Source organism: Streptomyces melanogenes (assembly GCF_014649795.1).
GTDB classification, from domain to species: Bacteria; Actinomycetota; Actinomycetes; order Streptomycetales; family Streptomycetaceae; genus Streptomyces; species Streptomyces noboritoensis.
This window is the reverse complement of the sequence record NZ_BMTS01000014.1, coordinates 247,391-267,632: the sequence shown is the minus strand read 5'-3', so window position 1 is coordinate 267,632 and position 20,242 is coordinate 247,391. Positions and strand designations below refer to the sequence as shown.

Here is a 20,242-nt window from a genome sequence, read left to right as displayed (position 1 = left end):
CCCGGGGCGGGCTGTGCGGGGCTCGGCCGGTCACCGGCACAACCGGCTTCTGGAACAAGACCGTTGACAACAGCGATGGTCCAGACCAATGATGCCGCCATGCCGAGACCCCGCACAGCGCGCGTCGCCTCCGTGGCCCGCGCCGCGTTCGCCCTGCTCGTTCCGCTGCTGGTGCTCGCCGGGCCCGTCGGGCCCGCGCGGGCGGACTGGCCCGAGCCGGTGCCCGTCGTCACCCACGTCCAGACCGACAAGCCGGTCGTCTTCATCACCATCGACGACGGCTGGAACCACGACCCGGCCGCCCAGCGGCTGCTGCTCGAACGGCAGGTTCCTGCTTCGCTGTTCGTGCTGCCGGGGGCGTACTCGTACGACGCCGGGTACTTCCACACGCTCCTCGACCACGGGCCGTCGCGGATCGAGAACCACACGGTCGACCACCCGGACCTGACGAAGCTCGACGCGGCGGGCCAGCGGGCGCAGCTGTGCGGGGCGCGGGACGCGCACCTCGCGCAGTTCGGGGACGGTCCCCGGCTGGCCCGTCCGCCGTACGGGGCGTACGACGACACCACTCGGACCACGGCCCGGGCCTGCGGGTCCAAGGCGCTGGTGACGTGGACGTACGACCTCACGACCTGGGGGCAGTGGACGCCGCCGACACCCCAGTTGAAGGCCGGGGACATCGTGCTGCTGCACTTCAACGACACGGTGACGGCCGACCTGACCCGGGTGCTGGCGGCGGCCGACGCGGCGGGGCTGAAGCCCGCGCTACTGCGCGACTACATCGCGGAGTAGCCGCCCGGCCGGACCTCCGCTAGCGGATCACGTGCGGGATGAAGCGCGCGTACCCGTCCGTGACCGGCCCGGCCGACTCGCGGATGCCCAGGCCCGCCGCCTCGTCCTCGACGACCCAGGCGCCGAGGACTACCCGGTTCCCGTCGAAGTCCGGGAGCGGGGAGAGGGCCTGGTAGCACGCGGGTTCGTCGCGCAGGACGGGCGGTGCGCCCGGGGTGTGGATCTCGACCCCGGCGCCCTCCCGGCCGAGCAGCGGCTTGGAGACGTATCCGGTGGTGTGCGCCAGCTCGCGCGGGCCGTCCAGATACGCCGGGAGCAGATTCGGGTGACCGGGGAACAGCTCCCACAGGACCGCGAGCAGCGCCTTGTTGGAGAGCAGCATCTTCCAGGCGGGCTCGATCCAGCAGGTGCTGCCGGTGCCGCCGCCGTTGTCCAGGGTCTCCAGGACGTGCGGGGCGAACCGGTCCGTGGTCAGCCACTCCCACGGGTAGAGCTTGAAGCAGCTGCGGATGAACCGGAGCCGGTCGTCGACGAAACGGCCGGTCAGAGCGTCCCAGCCGATCCGCTCCACCGACAGCGCCGCCGTCTCGATGCCCGCCTGCTCCGCTGTCTCGCGCAGATACGCGACGGTCATCAGGTCCTCGCCGAGCTCGTCGTCGTCCGAGTGGGCGAAGTGGAGCGGGCCGGGCGGGAGCAGCGGGGCCTGCCGCTTCCAGGCGGCGATCAGGCGTTCGTGGAGCGAGTTCCACTGGTCGGCGCCGGGGAAGCGCTCCTCCATCCAGAACCACTGCGGGCTCGCCGCCTCGACCAGGGAGGTGGGGGTGTCGGCGTTGTACTCCAGCATCTTGGCCGGGCCCGTACCGTCGTAACGGAGGTCGAAGCGGCCGTAGATCGACGGGAGTTCGGCGCGGCGGTGCCAGGATTCGGCCACGCGGGCGGCGAGGTGCGGGTCGGTGATGCCGAGGTCGGCGAACCGGTTGTGCTCGACGATGTACGCGGCCGCGGCCAGGCACATCCCGTGCAGCTCCTCGACGACCTCCTCCAGGGCCTCGACCTCGGGGAGCGTGAAGGAGTAGTACGCGCTCTCGTCCCAGTACGGGCGGAGCGAACCGTCCGGGTAGCGGGTCAGGGGGTAGATCAGGCCCTGGGCCTCGACGGTCTGCTGCCAGCCGGGGCGCGGGTCGATGCGGTGCCGCTGCATCGGTCAGCCGCCGCCCGAGCCGGAGTGGCCGCCGAAGCCGCCCCGGTCGACGCCGCCGGAGGAGCCGGAGGAGGCGGAGGAACCCGAGGTGCCGGAGGAACTGGATCCGGATCCGGATCCTGACCTGAAGGAGCCGCCGTGGACGACGCCGTTGCGGGTGTAGCCGCCGTAGTAGTACGAGCCGCTGCCGCCGCTCTTGCACTCGTACTTGGGGAGTTCCTTGTGCGAGACGGGGTCGACGCAGCGGCGGTCCGGCTCGTGGGAGCAGGCCGTCAGCGTGGCGGCGAGCACCCCCATGCCGCCGAGCACGACCGTTGTGGACCGGAATCTGCGCATGTGCGGGCCTCCCCCTCGTGATCTCGTACGTATGTCTGGGACGTGATCCGGCCACACCCTAGTTCCCGGCCGTACGGGAGGCGGAATCCGTTCACTCCACTCCCCCGAACCACCTTCCACTACAGTCCGTCTGTGCTCTTTGGGATGATCTGCGCGCTGGGGTCGGCGGTCTGCTACGGCACCGCGACCGTTCTGCAGGCCGTCGCGGCGCGGGCGGCGTCGGACTCCGGGTCCGGGGACGCCGGGGTCGATCCCGCGCTGCTGCTGCGGGCCGTGCGGCAGTGGCGTTACGTCGCCGGGCTCGGGCTCGACGGGCTCGGGTTCGTCCTCCAGATCGTGGCGCTGCGGGCGGTCCCGATCTACGCGGTCGGGGCGGCACTCGCCGCGTCGCTCGCGGTGACGGCGGTGGTCGCGGCGCGGGTGCTCGCGGTGCGGCTGTCCGGTACGGAGTGGGCGGCCGTCGGCGTCGTCTGCGCCGGGCTCGCGATGCTGGGGCTCGCGTCCGGCGAGGAGGGCCACGAGGACGGGCCCGCCGCACTGCCCTGGGCGCTGCTGGCGGTCGCGGCCGCGATCCTGCTGGCCGGGGCGGTGGCCGGGCGGCTGCCGGGGCGCGCGCGGGCGCTGGTGCTCGGGCTGGGGGCGGGGTGCGGGTTCGGGGTGGTGGAGGTCGCGGTGCGGCTCATCGACTCCTTCGACCTCGCCAACCCGGCGTTGTACGCGTTGCTGCTGGGCGGGGGTGCGGCGTTTCTGCTGCTGACGTCGGCGCTGCAGCGGGGGTCGGTGACGACGGCTACGGCGGGGATGGTGCTGGGGGAGACGATCGGGCCGGCGCTGGTGGGGGTGGGATGGCTGGGCGACCACACGCGTGCCGGCCTCGGGTGGCTGGTGGTGTCGGGGTTCGTGGTGGCGGTGGCGGGGGCGCTGGCGCTGGCGCGGTTCGGGGAGGCGCCGCAGGTGGACACGGCGGAGTAGGCCCCACCCCGCCCCTTCGCCTAAACCCTCCGGGGGTGGGTGGAGGTGAGGGTGGCTCTCCCGGGCTACGCCCCGGCCCCCGAGGCGGGGGCTCCGCCCCCTGCACCCCTTCGCGGGGCCTGCGGCCCCTGCACCCCGCGCTTCGTTCGTCTGCGGACCGTGCTGGGTTGCTCGCGCAGTTCCCAGCGCCCCTAAGAATGCCGCTCCGCGGCAATCCCCGCATTTAGGGGCGCGGGGAACTGCGCGACCAGTTGGGGACGGCCCGCAGACGAAGCACCGCACCCCGCAGGGCTACGGCAGCACCCTGCACAGCGCATCCAGCGCCCCCGCCCACCCACTATCCGTAGGCGCCGCATACCCCACCACCAACGCATCCCGCGCCACAGCCGTACGCGGATGGCGGAAGGCTGAGAGGCCCTGGAGGGCCAGGCCCTGCCAGGCCGCGGCCTGGATGACCGCGCGCTCGGTGCCGGGCGGGAGCTCAAGCACCGCGTGCAGGCCCGCCGCGATCCCCGAGACCCGGACCTCCGGCGCCCGCTCGGCCAGCGCCGCCACCAGCTGGTCCCGGCGGCGCCGGTAGCGCAGACGCATCCCGCGCACGTGGCGGTCGTACGCCCCGGAGGAAACGAACTCCGCCAGGGTCAGTTGGTCCAGCGCGCCGCACGACCAGTCCACGTTCCCCTTCTCCTCCGCCACCTCCCCCGCCAGCCGCTCCGGCAGCACCATCCACGCCAGCCGCAGCCCGGGCGCCAGCGACTTGCTTGCCGTGCCGAGGTAGACGACGTGGTCGGGGTCCAGGCCCTGGAGGGCACCGACGGGCTGGCGGTCGTAGCGGAACTCGCCGTCGTAGTCGTCCTCCAGGATCAGCCCGTCCGTGGCCCGGGCCCAGTCGACGACCTCGGCCCGCCGGTCCGGCGGCAGCGCGACCCCGACCGGGAACTGGTGCGCGGGGGTCAGCAGCACCGCCCCCAGCCCCTTCGCCGCACCCAACCCGGCCGTGAGCGTGCCGTGTTCGTCGAAGGGGAGCGGTGGGGTGCGCAGGCCCGCCCGGGTCAGCAGGTCCCGGTGGACGTCGAGGCCGTACGACTCGACGCCCACCTCCCTCACCCGGCGCGCCCGCAGCACCCGTCCCAGCAGCATCAGGCCGTGCACGAAGCCCGCGCAGACGACGATCCGCTCGGGGTCCGCGTGGACGCCGCGCGCCCGCGCCAGATAGTCGGCCAGGACCGTGCGCAGCTCGATGCGGCCGCGCGGGTCGCCGTAGCCGAAGGCCTCGTGGGGCGCGGCCGTCAGCGCCCGCCGGGACGCCTTCAGCCACTCGGCGCGCGGGAAGGACGCCAGGTCGGGGCTGCCCGCGATCAGGCTGTACGCGGGGGTGCGGCGCGCCGACTGCCGGGGGCCGGCCGGCTGGGGGCGGCGCGGCGCGGTCCGCTGGGCGACCCGGGTCCCGGAGCCCTGGCGGGCGGTGAGCCAGCCCTCGGCGACGAGTTCGGCGTACGCGTCGGCCACCGTGTTGCGCGCGACGCCCAGGTCGGCCGCGAGCGAGCGCGACGAGGGCAGCCGGGCGCCGGGGGCGAGCCGACCGCTGCGTACGGCCTCGCGCAGCGCGTCCATGAGACCGGCGCGCAGCCCGCCCGCGCCCACCTCCACATGGAGGTCGACACCGAAGACTTTGGCCGGAGTTCCAGAGGAAGTGGCCCAGGATTCCACCATGAAAATGGACCATACCCGTGTGACATGTGCGGCGTACCGTCACTTCCATGACGACGAACGGGAACACGGTGGGCGAGAACGACGAGGGCCAGGACGGCAAGGAAGCGCCTTACGCGGCCGAGCAGGCCCCCCGGCTGCACTGGGCCAAGGCCGCCCCCGAGGTCTACAAGGCCATGGTCAAGCTGGAGGCGGCGGCCGGGCGCGGGGTCGACCCGGTGATCCACGAGCTGGTCAAGATCCGTGCCTCGCAGCTCAACCACTGCGCGTTCTGCCTCGACATGCACACCAAGGACGCGCTCGCGGCGGGCGAGTCGGTCGAGCGGATCGTGCAGCTCAGCGCCTGGGAGGAGTCCCAGCACTTCTACACCGCGAAGGAGCTGGCGGCGATCGAGCTGACCGAGGCGATCACCGTCCTCACCGACGGCTTCGTGCCGGACGAGGTGTACGCGAAGGCGGCCGCGCAGTTCGACGCCACCGAGCTGGGCCATCTGATCGCCGCGATCACCGTGATCAACGCCTGGAACCGCTTCGGCGTCACCACCCGGATGACCCCGGGCCACTACACCCCGGGGATGTACAAGTGACGGCCCGCGCCTGGCAGGTTCCGCAGGAGGTCTACCGAGCGCTGGCGGGCGTGAGCGCGGCGGCCAAGAAGGCGCTCGACCCGACCCTGACGGAGCTGGTCATGGTCCGCGCCTCGCAGCTCAACCACTGCGCCTTCTGCCTCGACATGCACCTCGACCTCGCGCGCGACCACGGCGAGACCGAGGGACGGCTCGATCTCGTCGCGGCCTGGCACGACGCGGGCGACCGCTTCAGCGAGCGGGAGCGTGCGGCCCTCGCCCTCACCGAGGGCATAACGGTCCTGACCGACGGTTTCGTTCCCGACGAGCTGTACGAGCAGGCGGCCAAGCACTTCGACGAGACCCAACTGGCCCATCTCATCGCCGCGATCACCGCCATCAACAGCTGGAACCGGCTGATGGTGGCCCGCCGCACCGCACCCGGAGAGACCGAATGGCACAGCTGACCCCCGTCGCCTCCTTCCGCGCCCTGCACCACGGGCGCACCCCGGGCGACCCCCTGATCCTGCCCGGCCCGTGGGACGCGGGCAGCGCCCGGGCCTTCGAGGAGGCGGGCTTCGAGGCGCTCGCCACGCCGAGCGCGGGGGTCGCCGCCTCGCTGGGGTACGCGGACGGCGAGACGCCCGGCGACGAGATGTTCGCAGCGGTCGCCCGGATCGTCCGGGCCGTCTCCGTGCCCGTCTCGGCGGACGTCGAGGGCGGCTACGGCCTGGCCCCCAAGGAGCTGGTGGCCCGGCTGCTCGACACCGGCGCGGTCGGCTGCAACCTGGAGGACTCAGCCGACGGCGCCCTCAAGGACCCGGCGCGGCACGCCGACTGGCTGGCGGAGGTGCGCGCGGAGGCCGGGAACCGGCTCTTCATCAACGCGCGCGTGGACACGTACATCGAGGGCGTCACCGATCTGGACGAGACGATCGCGCGGGCGCGCGCGTACGTGGCGGCGGGCGCCGACTGCGTCTACCCGTACGGGGCGCCCGCCGACCACCTGCCGAAGATCGCCGCCGCCGTACCGGCCCCGGTCAACCAGGTCGCCCTGGCCGACGGCCCGACCCCGCGCCGCCTGGGCGAACTGGGCGCCGCCCGCGTCACGTTCGGCCCCGGCCTCCAGCGCCGCGCGATGAAGGCCGTACGGGAGATCGCGGAGCAGCTGCGCGCGGGCTGAGCCGGGGCCGTACCCCTCAGTCCGGCGTGAACGTGCCGAGCACCTTGTTCAGGACGCCGAGCTGGGCGGGCCAGTCCTCGTCGGGGCCGTACACGAGCACCGTGTACGGCACCCCGTTCCCGGCGACGAAGGAGCGGGCGATGCCCTGGATGCGGTCGCTCTGGACGGTGCGGTTGTACGCGTAGACCAGCTCGGCCGCGTCCGTGGTGGTGACCTCGGCCATCCGGCGCAGCGAGATCTGCTCGTACCCCCGGTTGGAGGCGAGGTTCTGCGAGGTGATGCGCAGGGCCTCGTACGGGGTGATGCCGGGTTCGGTGAGGCGGAACATCTGGAGCAGGTACCGCTGGTCGGGCGAGCGGTAGAGGGCGCTGCTGCGCTCCTCGGTGCGGGTCCAGGTGGCCGGTACGGCGACGCTCCAGCCGAGCGGGTCCGCCACCAGGCGGAAGCCGTCGGGCACGGCGGCGGCGGTGCTCGTGCCGGGCGACCCGCTGTCGGTGGGCGACTCGCCGGGCGTGTCGGTGGGGGTGTCCGTCGCGGTGCCCGTCTCCGTGTCCGTCGCGCTGTCCGTCGGTGTCCCGGAGTCGCTCCCCTGCACCGATGCCGACGAGGAGGCGTGCGCCGCTCCCCCGGAGCCGTCGTCCCGGCCCCACATCAGCCAGCCGCCCGCCAGCCCGCCCGCGAGGACGGCGGTCGCGACCGCGGCGACGATCGCCCGCTGTCTGCGCCGCCCCGGGTCCACCGGCGGCGCGTACGGGGGCGGGGGCGCCGGATCGCGCGGCAGCTCGTACGCCCCCTGGGTCTCCGCCTCGTGGTACGGCCCCGATCCCGCCCCCGGGCCCAGCCAGGGCGGCGCGACGTACGGAGGCTCGGGCGGCGGCGCCCCGAACACCGGCGGCGACGGGGGCGGGCCCGCGGGCGGAGCCGGCGTCCGGGGAGCCCTCGGCTGGGGTTCGCCCTGCTCCCAGCTCTGCGTCTCGTCGTTCCAGTGGGCGCCCCCACCGCGTCGTGCGCTCATGGCTCAGCCGCCCAGGAGCGCGGCGACCGTCCGACCCACGGCGGCCGCCGAGGCGAGGACGCCCGTGAGGCCCTCCGCGTCGGCGAGCGCCTGGCGCAGCCGGGCCAGGCGCCCCGGGCTCGCCGCGCCCGCCGAGGCGATCTCGGCCTCCGCGTCGGCCGCCGCGCCGTCCAGCGCCCGGGTGCGCTCGCCCGCGACGACCCGGGCGAGGTCGGTGCGCAACTCCCGTAGCGCTTCGAGGAGTTCGGCCTGGACGGGGTCGGCGGGTGTGCCGCCCTGCTGGTTGGTGACGGTGTTGTGGTCGCCGATGGCCATCGCGCCCACCACACTGCCGATGCTGATCCCGCTGTGCCGCTTGCCCTGCCCGTCATCCTTCGCCACGGCCGCCTCCCGTTCCCGCTCTCTCCGTGCGGTTGACCACCTTGTTGCGGTTGCCGATGGCGATGGCTCCCTTGGCGGTCTCGATGAACGTCGCCCCCTCGGCGACGTTGACGATCTTCTGGACGAACTCGTCCGTCTCCCAGCCCGCCTCCTGGAGCGCGAGCCGCACCCCGTTGTTCACCCGGTCCTGGATCGACTTCAGATAACGGCTGACGTCCATCTCCTGGAAGAGCGAGGCGTCGTTGTCGGAGCCGAGCTCGCGCACCGCCCGGACCGGCCCCTCCGGCAGCGCCCTGCCGTGCCCTCCGGTGGCCAGCCGCCACAGCGACACGGCCCCGCGCCACAGCGTGAGCACCGCGCGCCCGGCGGCGGCCGGGGTGTGCCCCATCGCCCAGGCGGCCTTGCCGAAGCGGTTGTTGTGCCGGTAGCGGTGGGCGACCCGGTCGGCGTCCTGGTACAGCTGCTTCACCGGGCGCAGCACGTGCGGGGCGACCTCCAGCATCAGCATCCCGCCCTGCGTGTGGACCCGTACGAAGACGGTGGTGACGATCTCCTCGCCCCAGCCGCCGACCCGGATCCGCAGGAAGTGCCGCCGGGTCTCGCCGCCCTCCTCGATGGCGTGCGCGCGGTGCTCCTCGAAGGCGCGGGCGGTGTACGGGGCGGCGGCGCGGGTCGGCAGGCCGACGACCGGCAGGAACACGATCTCGTCGAGCTCCAGGTCCCGCAGCCGGTCGCGGACCGCGTCGGCGAGCTCCGGCGAGCCGTGCGGGGAGGGGACGCGCAGCGCCTCCAGGAGCGGGACGATCCGGCGCAGGATCGCGCTGTTGTCGAGCGGCTCGGGCTCGCGGTCCTTGCCGGGCCGCAGCTCGACGGAAAGCGACCACGGCTCGTACGGCCGTCCGGCGCCGCAGAACGGGTTGGCGACGCGGTAGAGCACCAGCGGCGCGTGCTGCTCGGCGCGGATGCGGCGGGACAGGCGCCGGAAGCGGACGCCGTCCGCCGCCTCGGCCGGGTCGGCCTCCAGCGCCGGGAACCGGGGTCTGGACAGCTCCTCGGTGAGCGACTTGGCGAACTGACCGCGCTGCATGGCGACCGCCCAGGCGAGCAGCAGCGGCAGGACGAGCGCGCACCAGGCCTGGATGCGCTCGTCGCCGGAGGGGCGATTGCCGAGGGGCCCGGGCAGCCCCGAGAGCCCCGCCGAACCGCCCCCGATAGCGGGCCCGAACAGGACGACCAGGGCGAACAGGTAGAACCCCCACCCGATCCAGCGCACGTACCAGGCGGCGATCCTGCGGTACCAGAGCGGCCGCTCCAGCGGGCCCCGGACCCAGCCCGCCAGGGTGAAGAACAGGAACGCCGGGACGTAGAGCAGGATCAGCCACTGGGTGAGCGGGACGGCCACGATCCACAGCAGCACGATGGCGGCGGACCAGCCGAGCTCCAGGCGCCGGGCGCGCAGGGCGTGCGCGAGCACGCGCGCCGCGTCGATGCCGAGCGAGGGGGCGGCGATGCGCTCCTCGTGGACGTACAGCTCGTCGATGACGGCGTCGCGGAAGGCCCCGTCCAGATACGCGCCGGCGCACAGCAGCCGGGTGGCCTCGCTCGCGCCGGGCGCCTTCGGACCGGCCGGACCGCCCGGCCCCGGACGGCCCGGCGGCTGCGGCAGGTAGGTCTGCGTCAACGGTCCCCCCGATGCGGCGAACTCCCCACGCGCACAGGCGAGTTGCCTGTGACGAAGGCCACAGCGTAGAGGAGGCGCACTCTCCGTGTCGTACGCCAAAAAGACCACCCCCGGCGGCCTGGTGGGGCTGCCGGGGGTGGCGTTCACAGCGTTACGGCTGTGTCCGAGCGGATGCTCGAATCAGGCCGGGCTCAGATGAGGCCGGGCTCAGATGAGGCCGAGCGCGCGCACCGCGTCGCGCTCCTCCGCGAGCTCCTGCACCGACGCGTCGATGCGGGCGCGCGAGAAGTCGTTGATCTCCAGGCCCTGGACGATCTCGTACTTGCCGTCCTTGACCGTGACCGGGAAGGAGGAGATGAGGCCCTCGGGGACGCCGTAGGAGCCGTCCGACGGGATGCCCATGGAGGTCCAGTCGCCCTCGGCGGTGCCGTTGACCCACGTGTACACGTGGTCGATGGCGGCGTTGGCGGCCGAGGCGGCCGAGGACGCGCCACGGGCCTCGATGATCGCGGCGCCGCGCTTGGCGACGGTCGGGATGAAGGTGTCGGCCAGCCACGCCTCGTCGTTGACGAGCTCGGCGGCGTTCTTGCCGGCGACCTCGGCGTGGAAGACGTCCGGGTACTGGGTGGCCGAGTGGTTGCCCCAGATCGTCAGGCGCTTGATGTCCGAGACGGCCGCGCCGGTCTTCTTCGCGAGCTGCGAGATCGCCCGGTTGTGGTCCAGACGGGTCATCGCGGTGAAGCGCTCGGCCGGGATGTCCGGGGCCGACGCCTGCGCGATGAGCGCGTTGGTGTTGGCCGGGTTGCCGACGACGAGGACCTTGATGTCGTCCGCGGCGTTGTCGTTGATGGCCTTGCCCTGCGGCTTGAAGATGCCGCCGTTGGCGGAGAGCAGGTCACCGCGCTCCATGCCGGCGGTGCGCGGGCGGGCGCCGACCAGGAGGGCGACGTTCGCGCCGTCGAACGCCTTGTTGGCGTCGTCGGTGATCTCGATGCCGCGCAGCAGCGGGAAGGCGCAGTCGTCGAGCTCCATGGCGGTGCCCTCGGCGGCCTTCAGGCCCTGCGGGATCTCCAGGAGACGGAGGTTGACCGGCACATCCGCGCCGAGCAGGTGACCGGAGGCGATACGGAAGAGCAGCGCGTAGCCGATCTGTCCGGCCGCGCCGGTGACGGTGACATTCACGGGAGTGCGGGTCATGGCGATCTCCGTTTAGAACAGCAGGTGATGGGGGGTGGCCCCTAGTTCCGGCTATCTCTTCACGTCAAGGTCCGGCTCGGTGCTCACCCGGGCTCACGAGGGGGAACCCGAACTGAATCTTGACGTGAAGAGATATCCAGCGGTCAGGCTATCCGACCCCGGCCACCTCGAACCCCCACCCCCCTGTGGGACGCCTCACCCCGTCCTCCGGGCGGGTCACTGCCGTACCGTGCAGCCCTTCTTGCCGGAGACGAGCGTGGCGCACGCCTTCGCCGACCCGGGGCCGTCCGCCGCGAGCATCTTGGTGTACGCCTCCTTGTCGGCGTCCACCGTTCCGGACCCGCCGGGCGTGGTGCCCGCGCTGATCGTCACCTTGTCGCCGGGCGCGGCCTGCTGGATGCGGGCCCAGGCGGCCTGGCAGGTCTGGCTGTAGCGGACCTGGACCAGCGCGGCGCCGATCTTCGCGGACGCCACGGTCTTGGCGAACGCGCCGCCGCACCCCATCACTTCCGGGTCCTGCCCGGTGCAGCTGTCGCGCACGCACTTCACGCCCGCGGGCAGCGAGGGCGCGGCGGTGGTGGGGGTGACCGACGGCTTCGGGGCCGCCTTGTCGTCGCCGCCCCCCAGATCGGTGAGCAGCACGGCCGCGGCGATGACGAGCAGGGCGCCGACGACGCCCGCCACGAACATCATCAGCCTGCGCCGCCCGCCGGTCCCCGGGCCGCCTCCGCCCGGCCCCCGGTCGGGTCCCTGCGGCGGTATGCGTCGGCCCGCGCCCGGCTCGGCCAAGGGGACGCCGAGCCCGGACGGCCGGGGCGCGGTCGGCAGCGGTTCGGCGGCGCGCTGGGTCACCGGGGCCTGCGGCCCGCCGCCCCCGGGGGCCGGGCCGAACTCGCCGAGCGCCGCCCGCGCCTGGGATATCCGGATCTGCTCCATCGTCAGGTCGTGGCGCATCTCGGCGCGGCTCCAGGCGCGCTCCGCGAGCTCCCACATGGTGGTCAGATGGATGGGATTGGTGCCGGTGACCTCGGCGAGCGCGACGATCGCGCCCTTGGGCGCGAGCAGCCGCCCGCCCAGATAGCGCTCCCACGATGTCTTGCTGTAGCCGGTGCGGTCGGCGACCGCCGCCAGGCTCAGTCCGCTGCGGTCGACCAGCCTGCGCAGCTGGCTCGCGAACTCCCTCACCTGCGGGTCGAGTTCCTCCGGCAGCGCCTTCCAGCGAGGCATGTGCTTCCCCCTTGTCCCCCCATACGTGCCCGATGTACCCCCGAGACCGGTGCCGCCCCCGGCACACCCTTGGCCCCTGTTCCGCCCCCATACTCCCATCGGCGCGGGGTGCCGTCACCAAGGCCCCCGCCGCCCGGGGGCGGCTGTTGCCGGACGCACACACAGTTGCGGAACGGTCACCTCCGCGCCACAGGCCTCCGGCTTCCCTTGTAGCCGCCTTGGCGCGTCCATGACTCTTACATCCACGGGGGACAGCCGGCGCCCGTCTTCCCACGGGGGAGAGGACGGGCGCCGTGCTGTTTTACGTACGGGTGTACGCGCCGGGGCGCGCGGGTGTTCACCCGCGCCCCGCTCAGCGCACGGTGAACCGGACCGCGTCCTCCAGGAACGGGATGTCCAGCCAGGGCCGGGGCTGCGCCACCAGCGCGAGCAGCACGATCAGCACGCCGAGCACGCCGTACGTGGTGATGTCGGTGAACCGGGAGCGCACCGCGAGCATGCCCACCGACGGCAGCATCCAGCGCAGCACGCCGCCCGCCAGCAGGGCCAGGCCGATGATGATCAGCCCGACCCGGAACAGGTCCACCGAGACGAGCAGCAGCCCGAGCCCGGTCGACCCGAGCACGGTCAGCAGCGGCCACTGGCGCGCGGGCGCGGGCGAGGCCCCGGAGGCCGCCCGCCCGCCGCCCTCGGGCCGCGCGGTGTCCCGCGTGACCGAGGGGAAGCGTCGGGAGGCCTTGCGGGGGGCGGGGGTGGCGGCGGCCACGGCCGGGCCGTGGCCGTTCACGGAGGGCCCGGCCCCGTTCAGGGAACCGGCCCCCGGGGACGGCTGGACGCCGCTCGACGACGGCTCCGCGGGGTCTCCCCCACCGGTGCCGCCGTCCCCCGTACTCGTATCGGCGTCCATGCCTCGGTCCCTTCCGGTCAGCTCGCGGCCACGCCGCGCTCCGCCGCTTCCACGACGTTCACCAGCAGCTGGGCGCGGGTCATCGGGCCGACGCCGCCCGGGTTCGGGGAGATCCAGCCCGCCACCTCGGTGACCCCGGGGTGCACATCGCCGAGGATCTTGCCGTTCTCGTCGCGGCTGACGCCGACGTCCAGGACGGCCGCGCCCGGCTTGACGTCCTCGGGCTTGACCAGGTGCGGCACCCCGGCGGCGGCCACGATGATGTCGGCCCGGCGCAGATGGGCGGCGAGGTCGCGGGTGCCGGTGTGGCACTGCGTCACCGTCGCGTTCTCGGAGCGGCGGGTCAGCAGCAGCGGCATCGGGCGCCCGATGGTGACACCGCGGCCGATCACCACGACCTCGGCGCCGTTGATCTCCACGCCGTGCTTGCGCAGCAGCTGGATGATCCCGTACGGCGTGCAGGGCAGCGGGCCCGGCTCGTTGAGCACCAGTCGGCCCAGGTTGGTCGGGTGCAGCCCGTCCGCGTCCTTGGCCGGGTCCATCAGCGTCAGGATGCGGTTCTCGTCGATGCCCTTGGGGAGCGGGAGTTGGACGATGTAGCCGGTGCACTCCGGGTCCTCGTTCAGCTCCCGGACGACCGCCTCGATCTCCTCCTGCGTGGCGGTGGCGGGCAGTTCGCGCTGGATGGAGGCGATGCCCACCTCGGCGCAGTCGCGGTGCTTGCCCGCCACGTACTTCTGGCTGGCGGGGTCCTCACCGACCAGGACGGTGCCGAGACCGGGGTGGATGCCCCTCTCCTTGAGGGCCGCCACGCGGACGGCCAGATCGGACTTGATCGCTGCGGCGGTGGCCTTGCCATCGAGAATCTGGGCGGTCATGTTTCCCATTCTTCCAGGGCGACTCATGATCGCCCAAGTTGCACTTGCACAACACATCCAGCTTCCGGCTGGACAAACTTATGTCTCGTTTAGAACGATGATCTGCGCAGTACCGCGGGCAGTGCCGGGGGGCGAACCGCTCACACATCACCTTTCCTCCGCTCGGGCCGCGTCGTCCCCGCAAGGAACAACGGAGGAAACCCGCCATGAGCTTCGGCGACCCGAACAACCCGTACGGCCAGGCACCCCCGCCGCCGCAGGCTCCGCCCGGCTACGGCTACCCGGCCGCACCGCCCCAGGGCGTCCCGCCGCAGCAGGCGTACGGCTACCCGCAGCAGCCGGGCTACCCGGCCTACCCCGGCGGCATGGTGATGCCGCCGCAGATGCCGGGCCTGATGCAGACGGCCCGCGTCTTCCTGTTCATCGTCGGCGCGGTCCAGGTGCTGATCGGCATCCTGTTCCTGTTCGTCGCCGCCGCGGCCAACGACGTGTCGAACAAGTCGGACGACACCTTCGGCGACACCCCGTTCGGTGACATCGGCCACGCCGCCGCCGGGATCATGGTCGTCGTCGCGCTGCTCTTCCTCGGCCTGTCCGCGCTGTCGATCACGCTCGGCGTAAGGCTGTCCAAGGGTCGCCAGGGCGTCCGCATCACGACGATGGTCTACGGCATCCTGGGCGCCGTGGTCGGCGTGCTCGCCCTGGTCGGGTCCGCCAACAACGACTCCTCGGGCGGCCTGATCTGGGCGATCCTGTGGATCTCCTTCGGCGGCATCATGGCGGCGGCCATGATGACCCGGGACGGCAGCGCCTGGTTCAACCGCCCGCGCTACTGAGCCGCTTGCCGCGTCGCTTCGCGAAAGGCCGCACCCCGCACCCTGGGTGCGGCCTTTCGCGTGTGCGATCAGTGGAAGAAGTGGCGCGTGCCGGTGAAGTACATCGTCACGCCCGCCTTCTTCGCGGCCTCGACCACCAGCTCGTCGCGGACCGAACCGCCCGGCTGCACGACCGCCTTCACGCCCGCGGCGGTCAGGATCTCCAGACCGTCGGGGAACGGGAAGAACGCGTCCGAGGCGGCGTACGAGCCCCGCGCGCGCTCCTCGCCGGCCCGCTCCACGGCCAGCTTCGCCGAGTCGACCCGGTTGACCTGGCCCATGCCGACGCCGACCGAGGCGCCGTCCTTGGCGAGCAGGATCGCGTTGGACTTGACGGCCCGGCACGCCTTCCAGGCGAACGCCAGCTCCTTCAGCTCGGCCTCGGAGAGCGCCTCGCCGGTGGCCAGCGTCCAGTTCGCCGGGTCGTCGCCCTCGGCCTGGAACACGTCGGTCTGCTGGAGCACGGCGCCGCCCGAGACCGGCTTGAGGTCGCCGGGCTGGTGCGGGGTGCCGTCGACCTTGAGGACGCGGATGTTCTTCTTGCGCGCCAGGACCTCGACCGCGCCGTCCTCGTACGCCGGGGCCGCGATGACCTCGGTGAAGATCTCCGCGACCTGCTCGGCCATGGCCACCGTCACCGGCCGGTTGACCGCGATGACCCCGCCGAAGGCGGACAGCGGGTCGCACTCGTGGGCCTTGCGGTGGGCGGTGGCGAGGTCGGCGTCGACCGCGATGCCGCACGGGTTGGCGTGCTTGATGATCGCGACGCAGGGCTCGTCGTGGTCGTAGGCGGCGCGCCGGGCGGCCTCGGTGTCCACGTAGTTGTTGAAGGACATCTCCTTGCCGTGCAGCTGCTCGGCGTTGGCGATGCCGCCCGGCTGGCCGTCCGTGTAGAGCGCGGCGGCCTGGTGCGGGTTCTCGCCGTAGCGCAGGGTGGACTTGCGCTCCCAGGTCCCGCCGAGGAAGCCGGGCAGTGCGGCGCCGTCCTCCGGCGCGTACACGTTGGTCATCCAGGAGGCCACCGCCACGTCGTACGCGGCGGTGTGCTGAAACGCTTCGGCGGCCAGGTGCTTGCGGGCGTCCAGGTCGAAGCCGCCGCCCTCGACGGCCGCGAGCACGTCCGCGTACCGCTCGGGGCTGGTGACGACGGCCACCGACGGGTGGTTCTTGGCGGCGGCCCGGACCATCGAGGGCCCGCCGATGTCGATCTGCTCGACGCACTCGTCGGCGGAGGCGCCCGAGGCGACGGTCTCCTTGAACGGGTACAGGTTCACCACGACCAGGTCGAACGGCTCCACGCCCAGCTCCGCCAACTGCTCGCGGTGCGAGTCCAGGCGCAGGTCGGCGAGGATCCCGGCGTGCACGCGCGGGTGCAGCGTCTTGACCCGCCCGTCCAGGCACTCGGGGAAGCCGGTCAGCTCCTCGACCTTGGTGACGGGCACCCCGGCGGCCGCGATGCGCCCGGCCGTCGACCCGGTGGAGACGAGCTCGACCCCGGCCGCGTGCAGCCCCCGGGCCAGCTCCTCCAGCCCACTCTTGTCATAGACGCTGACCAGCGCGCGACGGATCTCCCGCTTGCTACTCACGGCAACAGAACCTTTCGTCCCTCAATGCGATATCCGTCGCGGGCCAGCCGCCCCACGACGTCGACGAGCAGCCTTCGCTCGACTTCCTTGATGCGCTCGTGGAGCGCGTCCTCCGTGTCGTCCGCCCGGACCTCGACCACGCCCTGGGCGATGATCGGGCCGGTGTCGACGCCGTCGTCGACGAAGTGGACGGTGCATCCGGTGACCTTGGCGCCGTACGCGAGGGCGTCACGGACGCCGTGGGCACCGGGAAAACTGGGCAGCAGGGCGGGGTGCGTGTTGACGACCTTCCCGCCGAACCGGGCGAGGAAGTGCTTCCCCACGATCTTCATGAAACCCGCGGACACGACGAGGTCCGGGTCGTACGCTGCGGTTGCCTCGGCGAGTGCGAGGTCCCAGGCGTCCCGGGTGGAGTGATCCTTCACCCGGCAGACAAACGTGGGCAGACCGGCCTTTTCGGCCCGCTCCAGCCCGGCGATCCCGTCCCGGTCGGCCCCCACGGCCACGATCCGCGCGCCGTACCCGTCCGGGTCGGCGGCGATGGCGTCGAGCAGGGCTTGGAGGTTCGTACCGGATCCGGAGACCAGCACGACGAGGCGTGCCGGTGCGGCGGCGGGGGGCGGGGAGGCCACGGCTGGGCCCTTTCTCGCGTACGGGGTGCGGCGTGGTGGGTCTGTGCCGGTGCGTGCGGTGTGCCCCGCCGTGCGGGGCCTGGCGCCCGGTCGGAACACCGCCCGCGACGCACCTTTGTATGGTCGTACGAACGAGTCGCCCCCCTCGATACGGGGAACCCTACGAATGCGCCGACCGTCAGCAACGATACCGGCACACCGAACCGCCCCCACGGGACGGGGGCAGGCCCGGCAGGTAGCGTCTGGGGAGGCGCGGTCCCCGGACGGCGCCGCGACGACGACATGAGCACGGATATGAGCACGCCGGGAGTCCGGCCGGACTCCCGCGCGGGAACCCGCGGGGAGCCGTTCGGCACTCGGCTTGGATGCTCGACGAATGCGACCCCCTTGGCCAGGGGTCCGAGGGGAAGACGTTCACCAGATGCCGGACCGACGCGACCAGCCGTTCGCAGAACGCCAGTCCCCCGCGACGACGGAATCGCCGGACCCGACGAACGCGCGGGAGGCGCGGGGAGACGGGGACCGGGGAGAGGGTGCGGGGCAGGCACCGGGGGGCACCGGCGCCACGGGCGGGGACACCGCTGGCGGGACCCCGGCCGGCGGAGGCCCTGCCGACGGGGGCTCGGACCGGGCGCCCGCCGACGACAACCCGTTCGCGCCGCCGCCGGAGGGGCGGCCGGATCAGCCGTGGCGGCCGCGCCGCCCGGCGGACGGCTCGTCCCCCTGGGGCAGCCAGTGGAGCAGCCGCCAGCCCGGCCCCGGCCAGGGCGGTTTCGGCAACCGCCCGGAGGACCCGGAGCGCGGCTCCGGCCCCGGCCCCGGCCAGAACCCGCCGCCGGGCCCCGGCCTGCGCTGGGACCCCACGGACCCGGCCCAGCGCCGGGCGCGCTACGCGCTGCTCTCGGGCATGTGGGCGTTCTTCTTCGCCCTGTTCGACATGACGGAGATCGCGCTGCTGCTCGGCTCGCTGGCGCTGTACTGGGCGATCAGCTCGCTGCGCGCCAAGCCGAAGCCCCCGCAGACGCCCGAGGCGCACCCCGCGGCCCCGCCCGCGCCCCCGTCCAAGCCCCAGACGACGGCGGCGGTCACGGGCCTGGTGACGGCGATCCTGTCGCTGTCGATCGTGGCGGCGACGTTCACGATGCAGCTCGTGTACCGCGACTACTACACGTGCGTGGACGACGCCCTGACGAAGACGGGCTCCCTGTCGTGCAACGACTTGCTGCCGGATCCGTTGGTGCCGTTGTTCGGGGTGAAGGAGTAGGGAGGGGCCCGGGGGTCGTCTGCGGGTTGTATGTGGTTGCTCGCGCAGTTCCCCGCGCCCCTCAAATGCCGCTCCGCGGCAATCCCCTGGGCGCCCCGGAGGGGCGCTTCCAGGGGCGCGGGGAACTGCGCGACCAGCCCACCACCGACCCGCAGACAAACACGCTCCACTCCCGCGAAGCGCTCAGTGGGGGGCTGGGGGCTCGACCTCGGGCTCGGGCTCGGATTCGGGCTCGGATTCGGGCTCGGCCGGCACCCCGGGCTCAGGAAGCACCCCCGCCTCCCCCAACACCGGCGGAGCCGGCGGCGCGATGTCCGGCATCAGGCCCCCCGACGCCTCCCGCAGCGCGGCCCACCGCACCTCCCGTGCCCCGCTGTCGTGCCACGACGCCACCGGCAGGAAGTCGTACGGCTCGACCTCCCCCGGCTCCACCACCCCGCCCTTCCTCCGCCACCAGGCGAGGCGCGACCACCACCGGCCCCGGGGCGCGTCGGGCACCATCTCCCTCCCCCACCACCACCGCAGCACCAGCGCCCCCGGCACTCCCACCGCCGCCGTCCACAGCAGCGCCGCCGCGCCCGTGCGCCACCACACCGGGCCCAGCGCCGCCAGGCGCTCCGTGCCCAGGGGGCCGCCCGAGAGCGCGGCCAGGAGCGCGAGCGCCACCCCGCACGCCAACGCCCCGCACGCCGCCGCCAGCGCCGTCTCCCCGCGCCTCCACGCCTCGCCCGTCGCCCGCCGCGCCGTCCACCATCCGACCACCAGCCCGGCGAGCACCGGCAGCGCCACCACCGACCAGGTCAGCCAGCTCCCGCGCGCCTCCGTCGGCAACGCGCTCAGCAGCGGGAAGTGCGGCACCGTCGGCGTGCCCGCCACCCCCAGCGGCGTCGCCACCGCGCCCGTGCCCAGCAGGAACCCCGGCCCCAGCCCGTACGCCGCCCCCCACACCGCCGCGTTCGGCACCAGCGCCAGCGCCAGCAGCATCACCGCGAGCCGCCCCGGCCAGTCCTGCGCCAGCCGTAGGAACGTGTCCTGGGCCGCGCCCACGTGCCACACCAGCGCCGTCCCGGCGAGCAGCGCCCCGCCCGCCAGCAGCACGGCGACCCCGGCCGACCCGGCTCGTACAGCCGTATGCGTACGACGATGGAGCAGCATCCGACGGACGGCGGCGGGCATCCAACGCGGCAGCGGGGCGCGCGGACGGCCGTACGCGCTCCAGAGCCCGGCGCCCACCGCGCACGAGGCCACCAGGGTCAGGTGCAATGCGGCGCTCAGCGGCGCGGCGGGCAGCGGCCCGTCGGACGCGTACAGCACCGCCGCCCCGCCCACCAGCAGATATCCGCCCGTCACCGCCGCGAAGGGGATCCAGCCGGGCGGCAGCGACGGATGCCCGTCGTCCTCCTCGGCCTCCTCCTCGTACGCGCACTCCGGCTCCTCGCCCAGCGCGTCCCGCGCCGCCCGGTGCGCCAGCCACACCGGCAGCCCGACGAGCAGCAGCGGCACGATCCCCACGGGGGCGGGCACGCCGCTGAGCGTGTCGGGTCTGACCAGCCGCGCCCCATGGGCGAGCAGCCACAGCGAGGCGGCCGAGCGCAGCGCGCCGCCGGGTCCGCTGTCGGGGTACGGCGAGCTGATCCACACCACTGTCACCAGCACGGCGAGCGCGCCGAGTCCCAGCCCCGCCGCCATCGCCCCGCGCAGCACGCAGGTGGCCAGCACGGACGAGCGGCCCCGGGCCGCCGACAACATCAGGCCGCGATCGGTCACTTGTGTCACGCCGCAATGCTGCCAACGACACGCGCTTTCTTCCCGTAAGGGGAAAATGCCCGCCGTGTCGCT

20 protein-coding genes are annotated in these 20,242 nt (G+C 73.5%); 7 read left to right on the top strand and 13 right to left on the bottom strand.

Annotated elements, in window-relative coordinates; all coding sequences use genetic code 11:
- Nucleotides 1-99 precede the first annotated feature (99 nt).
- Complete coding sequence (locus IE252_RS28910; RefSeq protein WP_190092355.1) at nucleotides 100-792, top strand: polysaccharide deacetylase family protein; 693 nt, start codon at nucleotides 100-102, stop codon at nucleotides 790-792.
- 19 nt (nucleotides 793-811) lie between these two features.
- Here the strand turns inward: IE252_RS28910 and IE252_RS28905 are convergent, their stop codons facing one another.
- Together IE252_RS28905 and IE252_RS28900 are read right to left on the bottom strand one after the other, a co-directional pair.
- Entirely contained in the window at nucleotides 812-1,993 is a 1,182-nt protein-coding gene (locus IE252_RS28905) for a glutathionylspermidine synthase family protein (RefSeq protein ID WP_190092354.1), read from the bottom strand.
- A gap of 3 nt (nucleotides 1,994-1,996) precedes the next feature.
- Nucleotides 1,997-2,329 carry a hypothetical protein gene (locus tag IE252_RS28900; RefSeq protein WP_190092353.1) on the bottom strand — a complete coding sequence of 111 codons (333 nt, stop codon included), beginning with the start codon at nucleotides 2,327-2,329 and terminating at the stop codon, nucleotides 1,997-1,999.
- A gap of 144 nt (nucleotides 2,330-2,473) precedes the next feature.
- Here IE252_RS28900 and IE252_RS28895 point away from each other — a divergent pair, with 144 nt between their 5' ends.
- Nucleotides 2,474-3,301, top strand: coding sequence for a hypothetical protein (locus IE252_RS28895; protein WP_190092394.1), 828 nt, complete (start codon nucleotides 2,474-2,476; stop codon nucleotides 3,299-3,301).
- Between the two features lie 291 nt (nucleotides 3,302-3,592).
- On the opposite strand, the gene pdxR is transcribed toward IE252_RS28895, so the two are convergent.
- A complete protein-coding gene (pdxR, locus tag IE252_RS28890; RefSeq protein WP_190092352.1) occupies nucleotides 3,593-5,014 on the bottom strand; it encodes a MocR-like pyridoxine biosynthesis transcription factor PdxR in 1,422 nt (473 codons plus the stop codon).
- A gap of 47 nt (nucleotides 5,015-5,061) precedes the next feature.
- On the opposite strand from pdxR, the gene IE252_RS28885 reads away from it, so the two are divergent.
- From IE252_RS28885 to IE252_RS28875, 3 genes are read left to right on the top strand one after another with little or no spacing between them, the layout of a single operon-like run.
- Nucleotides 5,062-5,598, top strand: a complete 537-nt coding sequence (locus tag IE252_RS28885; protein ID WP_190092351.1) for a carboxymuconolactone decarboxylase family protein — start codon at nucleotides 5,062-5,064, stop codon at nucleotides 5,596-5,598.
- Nucleotides 5,595-6,044 (top strand): carboxymuconolactone decarboxylase family protein, encoded by a 450-nt coding sequence (locus IE252_RS28880; protein ID WP_190092350.1) that lies wholly within the window; start codon nucleotides 5,595-5,597, stop codon nucleotides 6,042-6,044. The genes IE252_RS28885 and IE252_RS28880 overlap by 4 nt, the downstream gene beginning before the upstream one ends.
- Nucleotides 6,032-6,760, top strand: coding sequence for an isocitrate lyase/PEP mutase family protein (locus IE252_RS28875; protein ID WP_190092349.1), 729 nt, complete (start codon nucleotides 6,032-6,034; stop codon nucleotides 6,758-6,760). Before IE252_RS28880 ends, IE252_RS28875 begins: the two co-directional genes overlap by 13 nt.
- Before the next feature lie 16 nt (nucleotides 6,761-6,776).
- Here IE252_RS28875 and IE252_RS28870 read toward each other — a convergent pair whose 3' ends face one another.
- The 7 genes from IE252_RS28870 to IE252_RS28840 all read right to left on the bottom strand — a co-directional run bounded on the left by IE252_RS28870 (nucleotide 6,777) and on the right by IE252_RS28840 (nucleotide 14,046).
- Nucleotides 6,777-7,775 (bottom strand): serine/threonine kinase C-terminal domain-containing protein, encoded by a 999-nt coding sequence (locus IE252_RS28870; protein WP_190092348.1) that lies wholly within the window; start codon nucleotides 7,773-7,775, stop codon nucleotides 6,777-6,779.
- 3 nt (nucleotides 7,776-7,778) lie between these two features.
- Entirely contained in the window at nucleotides 7,779-8,156 is a 378-nt protein-coding gene (locus IE252_RS28865; RefSeq protein ID WP_190092347.1) for a hypothetical protein, read from the bottom strand.
- Nucleotides 8,143-9,837, bottom strand: coding sequence for an AbeC-like domain-containing protein (locus tag IE252_RS28860; protein ID WP_190092346.1), 1,695 nt, complete (start codon nucleotides 9,835-9,837; stop codon nucleotides 8,143-8,145). The genes IE252_RS28865 and IE252_RS28860 overlap by 14 nt, the downstream gene beginning before the upstream one ends.
- A gap of 207 nt (nucleotides 9,838-10,044) precedes the next feature.
- A complete protein-coding gene (locus IE252_RS28855; protein ID WP_190092345.1) occupies nucleotides 10,045-11,034 on the bottom strand; it encodes a malate dehydrogenase in 990 nt (329 codons plus the stop codon).
- A gap of 216 nt (nucleotides 11,035-11,250) precedes the next feature.
- Complete coding sequence (locus IE252_RS28850; RefSeq protein ID WP_190092344.1) at nucleotides 11,251-12,261, bottom strand: helix-turn-helix domain-containing protein; 1,011 nt, start codon at nucleotides 12,259-12,261, stop codon at nucleotides 11,251-11,253.
- Nucleotides 12,262-12,613: 352 nt separating this feature from the next.
- Nucleotides 12,614-13,168 (bottom strand): DUF3017 domain-containing protein, encoded by a 555-nt coding sequence (locus IE252_RS28845; RefSeq protein WP_190092343.1) that lies wholly within the window; start codon nucleotides 13,166-13,168, stop codon nucleotides 12,614-12,616.
- A gap of 17 nt (nucleotides 13,169-13,185) precedes the next feature.
- Entirely contained in the window at nucleotides 13,186-14,046 is an 861-nt protein-coding gene (locus tag IE252_RS28840) for a bifunctional methylenetetrahydrofolate dehydrogenase/methenyltetrahydrofolate cyclohydrolase (protein WP_190092342.1), read from the bottom strand.
- Nucleotides 14,047-14,252: 206 nt separating this feature from the next.
- On the opposite strand from IE252_RS28840, the gene IE252_RS28835 reads away from it, so the two are divergent.
- Nucleotides 14,253-14,882 (top strand): hypothetical protein, encoded by a 630-nt coding sequence (locus IE252_RS28835; RefSeq protein WP_190092341.1) that lies wholly within the window; start codon nucleotides 14,253-14,255, stop codon nucleotides 14,880-14,882.
- 68 nt (nucleotides 14,883-14,950) lie between these two features.
- Here the strand turns inward: IE252_RS28835 and purH are convergent, their stop codons facing one another.
- Together purH and purN are read right to left on the bottom strand one after the other, a co-directional pair.
- Nucleotides 14,951-16,507, bottom strand: a complete 1,557-nt coding sequence (gene purH, locus IE252_RS28830) for a bifunctional phosphoribosylaminoimidazolecarboxamide formyltransferase/IMP cyclohydrolase (protein ID WP_190092340.1) — start codon at nucleotides 16,505-16,507, stop codon at nucleotides 14,951-14,953.
- Entirely contained in the window at nucleotides 16,504-17,139 is a 636-nt protein-coding gene (gene purN, locus IE252_RS28825) for a phosphoribosylglycinamide formyltransferase (protein WP_229848845.1), read from the bottom strand. Before purN ends, purH begins: the two co-directional genes overlap by 4 nt.
- Nucleotides 17,140-17,560: 421 nt before the next feature.
- Here purN and IE252_RS28820 point away from each other — a divergent pair, with 421 nt between their 5' ends.
- On the top strand, nucleotides 17,561-18,403 hold the full coding sequence (locus IE252_RS28820) for a hypothetical protein (protein WP_229848844.1): 843 nt from the start codon (nucleotides 17,561-17,563) through the stop codon (nucleotides 18,401-18,403).
- 183 nt (nucleotides 18,404-18,586) lie between these two features.
- Here the strand turns inward: IE252_RS28820 and IE252_RS28815 are convergent, their stop codons facing one another.
- On the bottom strand, nucleotides 18,587-20,179 hold the full coding sequence (locus IE252_RS28815; RefSeq protein WP_229848843.1) for a cell division protein PerM: 1,593 nt from the start codon (nucleotides 20,177-20,179) through the stop codon (nucleotides 18,587-18,589).
- Between the last annotated feature and the right edge of the window lie 63 nt (nucleotides 20,180-20,242).

Excerpts from the sequence above, each read along its gene's own strand:
- IE252_RS28885 (WP_190092351.1), top strand. The coding sequence starts at position 5,062 with ATGACGACGAACGGGAACACGGTGGGCGAGAACGACGAGGGCCAGGAC.
- IE252_RS28845 (WP_190092343.1), bottom strand. The coding sequence starts at position 13,168 with ATGGACGCCGATACGAGTACGGGGGACGGCGGCACCGGTGGGGGAGAC.
- IE252_RS28910 (WP_190092355.1), top strand. The coding sequence starts at position 100 with ATGCCGAGACCCCGCACAGCGCGCGTCGCCTCCGTGGCCCGCGCCGCG.
- IE252_RS28850 (WP_190092344.1), bottom strand. The coding sequence starts at position 12,261 with ATGCCTCGCTGGAAGGCGCTGCCGGAGGAACTCGACCCGCAGGTGAGG.
- IE252_RS28900 (WP_190092353.1), bottom strand. The coding sequence starts at position 2,329 with ATGCGCAGATTCCGGTCCACAACGGTCGTGCTCGGCGGCATGGGGGTG.
- IE252_RS28820 (WP_229848844.1), top strand. The coding sequence starts at position 17,561 with ATGCCGGACCGACGCGACCAGCCGTTCGCAGAACGCCAGTCCCCCGCG.
- IE252_RS28905 (WP_190092354.1), bottom strand. The coding sequence starts at position 1,993 with ATGCAGCGGCACCGCATCGACCCGCGCCCCGGCTGGCAGCAGACCGTC.
- IE252_RS28835 (WP_190092341.1), top strand. The coding sequence starts at position 14,253 with ATGAGCTTCGGCGACCCGAACAACCCGTACGGCCAGGCACCCCCGCCG.
- IE252_RS28895 (WP_190092394.1), top strand. The coding sequence starts at position 2,474 with ATGATCTGCGCGCTGGGGTCGGCGGTCTGCTACGGCACCGCGACCGTT.
- IE252_RS28855 (WP_190092345.1), bottom strand. The coding sequence starts at position 11,034 with ATGACCCGCACTCCCGTGAATGTCACCGTCACCGGCGCGGCCGGACAG.
- IE252_RS28875 (WP_190092349.1), top strand. The coding sequence starts at position 6,032 with ATGGCACAGCTGACCCCCGTCGCCTCCTTCCGCGCCCTGCACCACGGG.
- pdxR (WP_190092352.1), bottom strand. The coding sequence starts at position 5,014 with ATGGTGGAATCCTGGGCCACTTCCTCTGGAACTCCGGCCAAAGTCTTC.
- IE252_RS28870 (WP_190092348.1), bottom strand. The coding sequence starts at position 7,775 with ATGAGCGCACGACGCGGTGGGGGCGCCCACTGGAACGACGAGACGCAG.
- IE252_RS28840 (WP_190092342.1), bottom strand. The coding sequence starts at position 14,046 with ATGACCGCCCAGATTCTCGATGGCAAGGCCACCGCCGCAGCGATCAAG.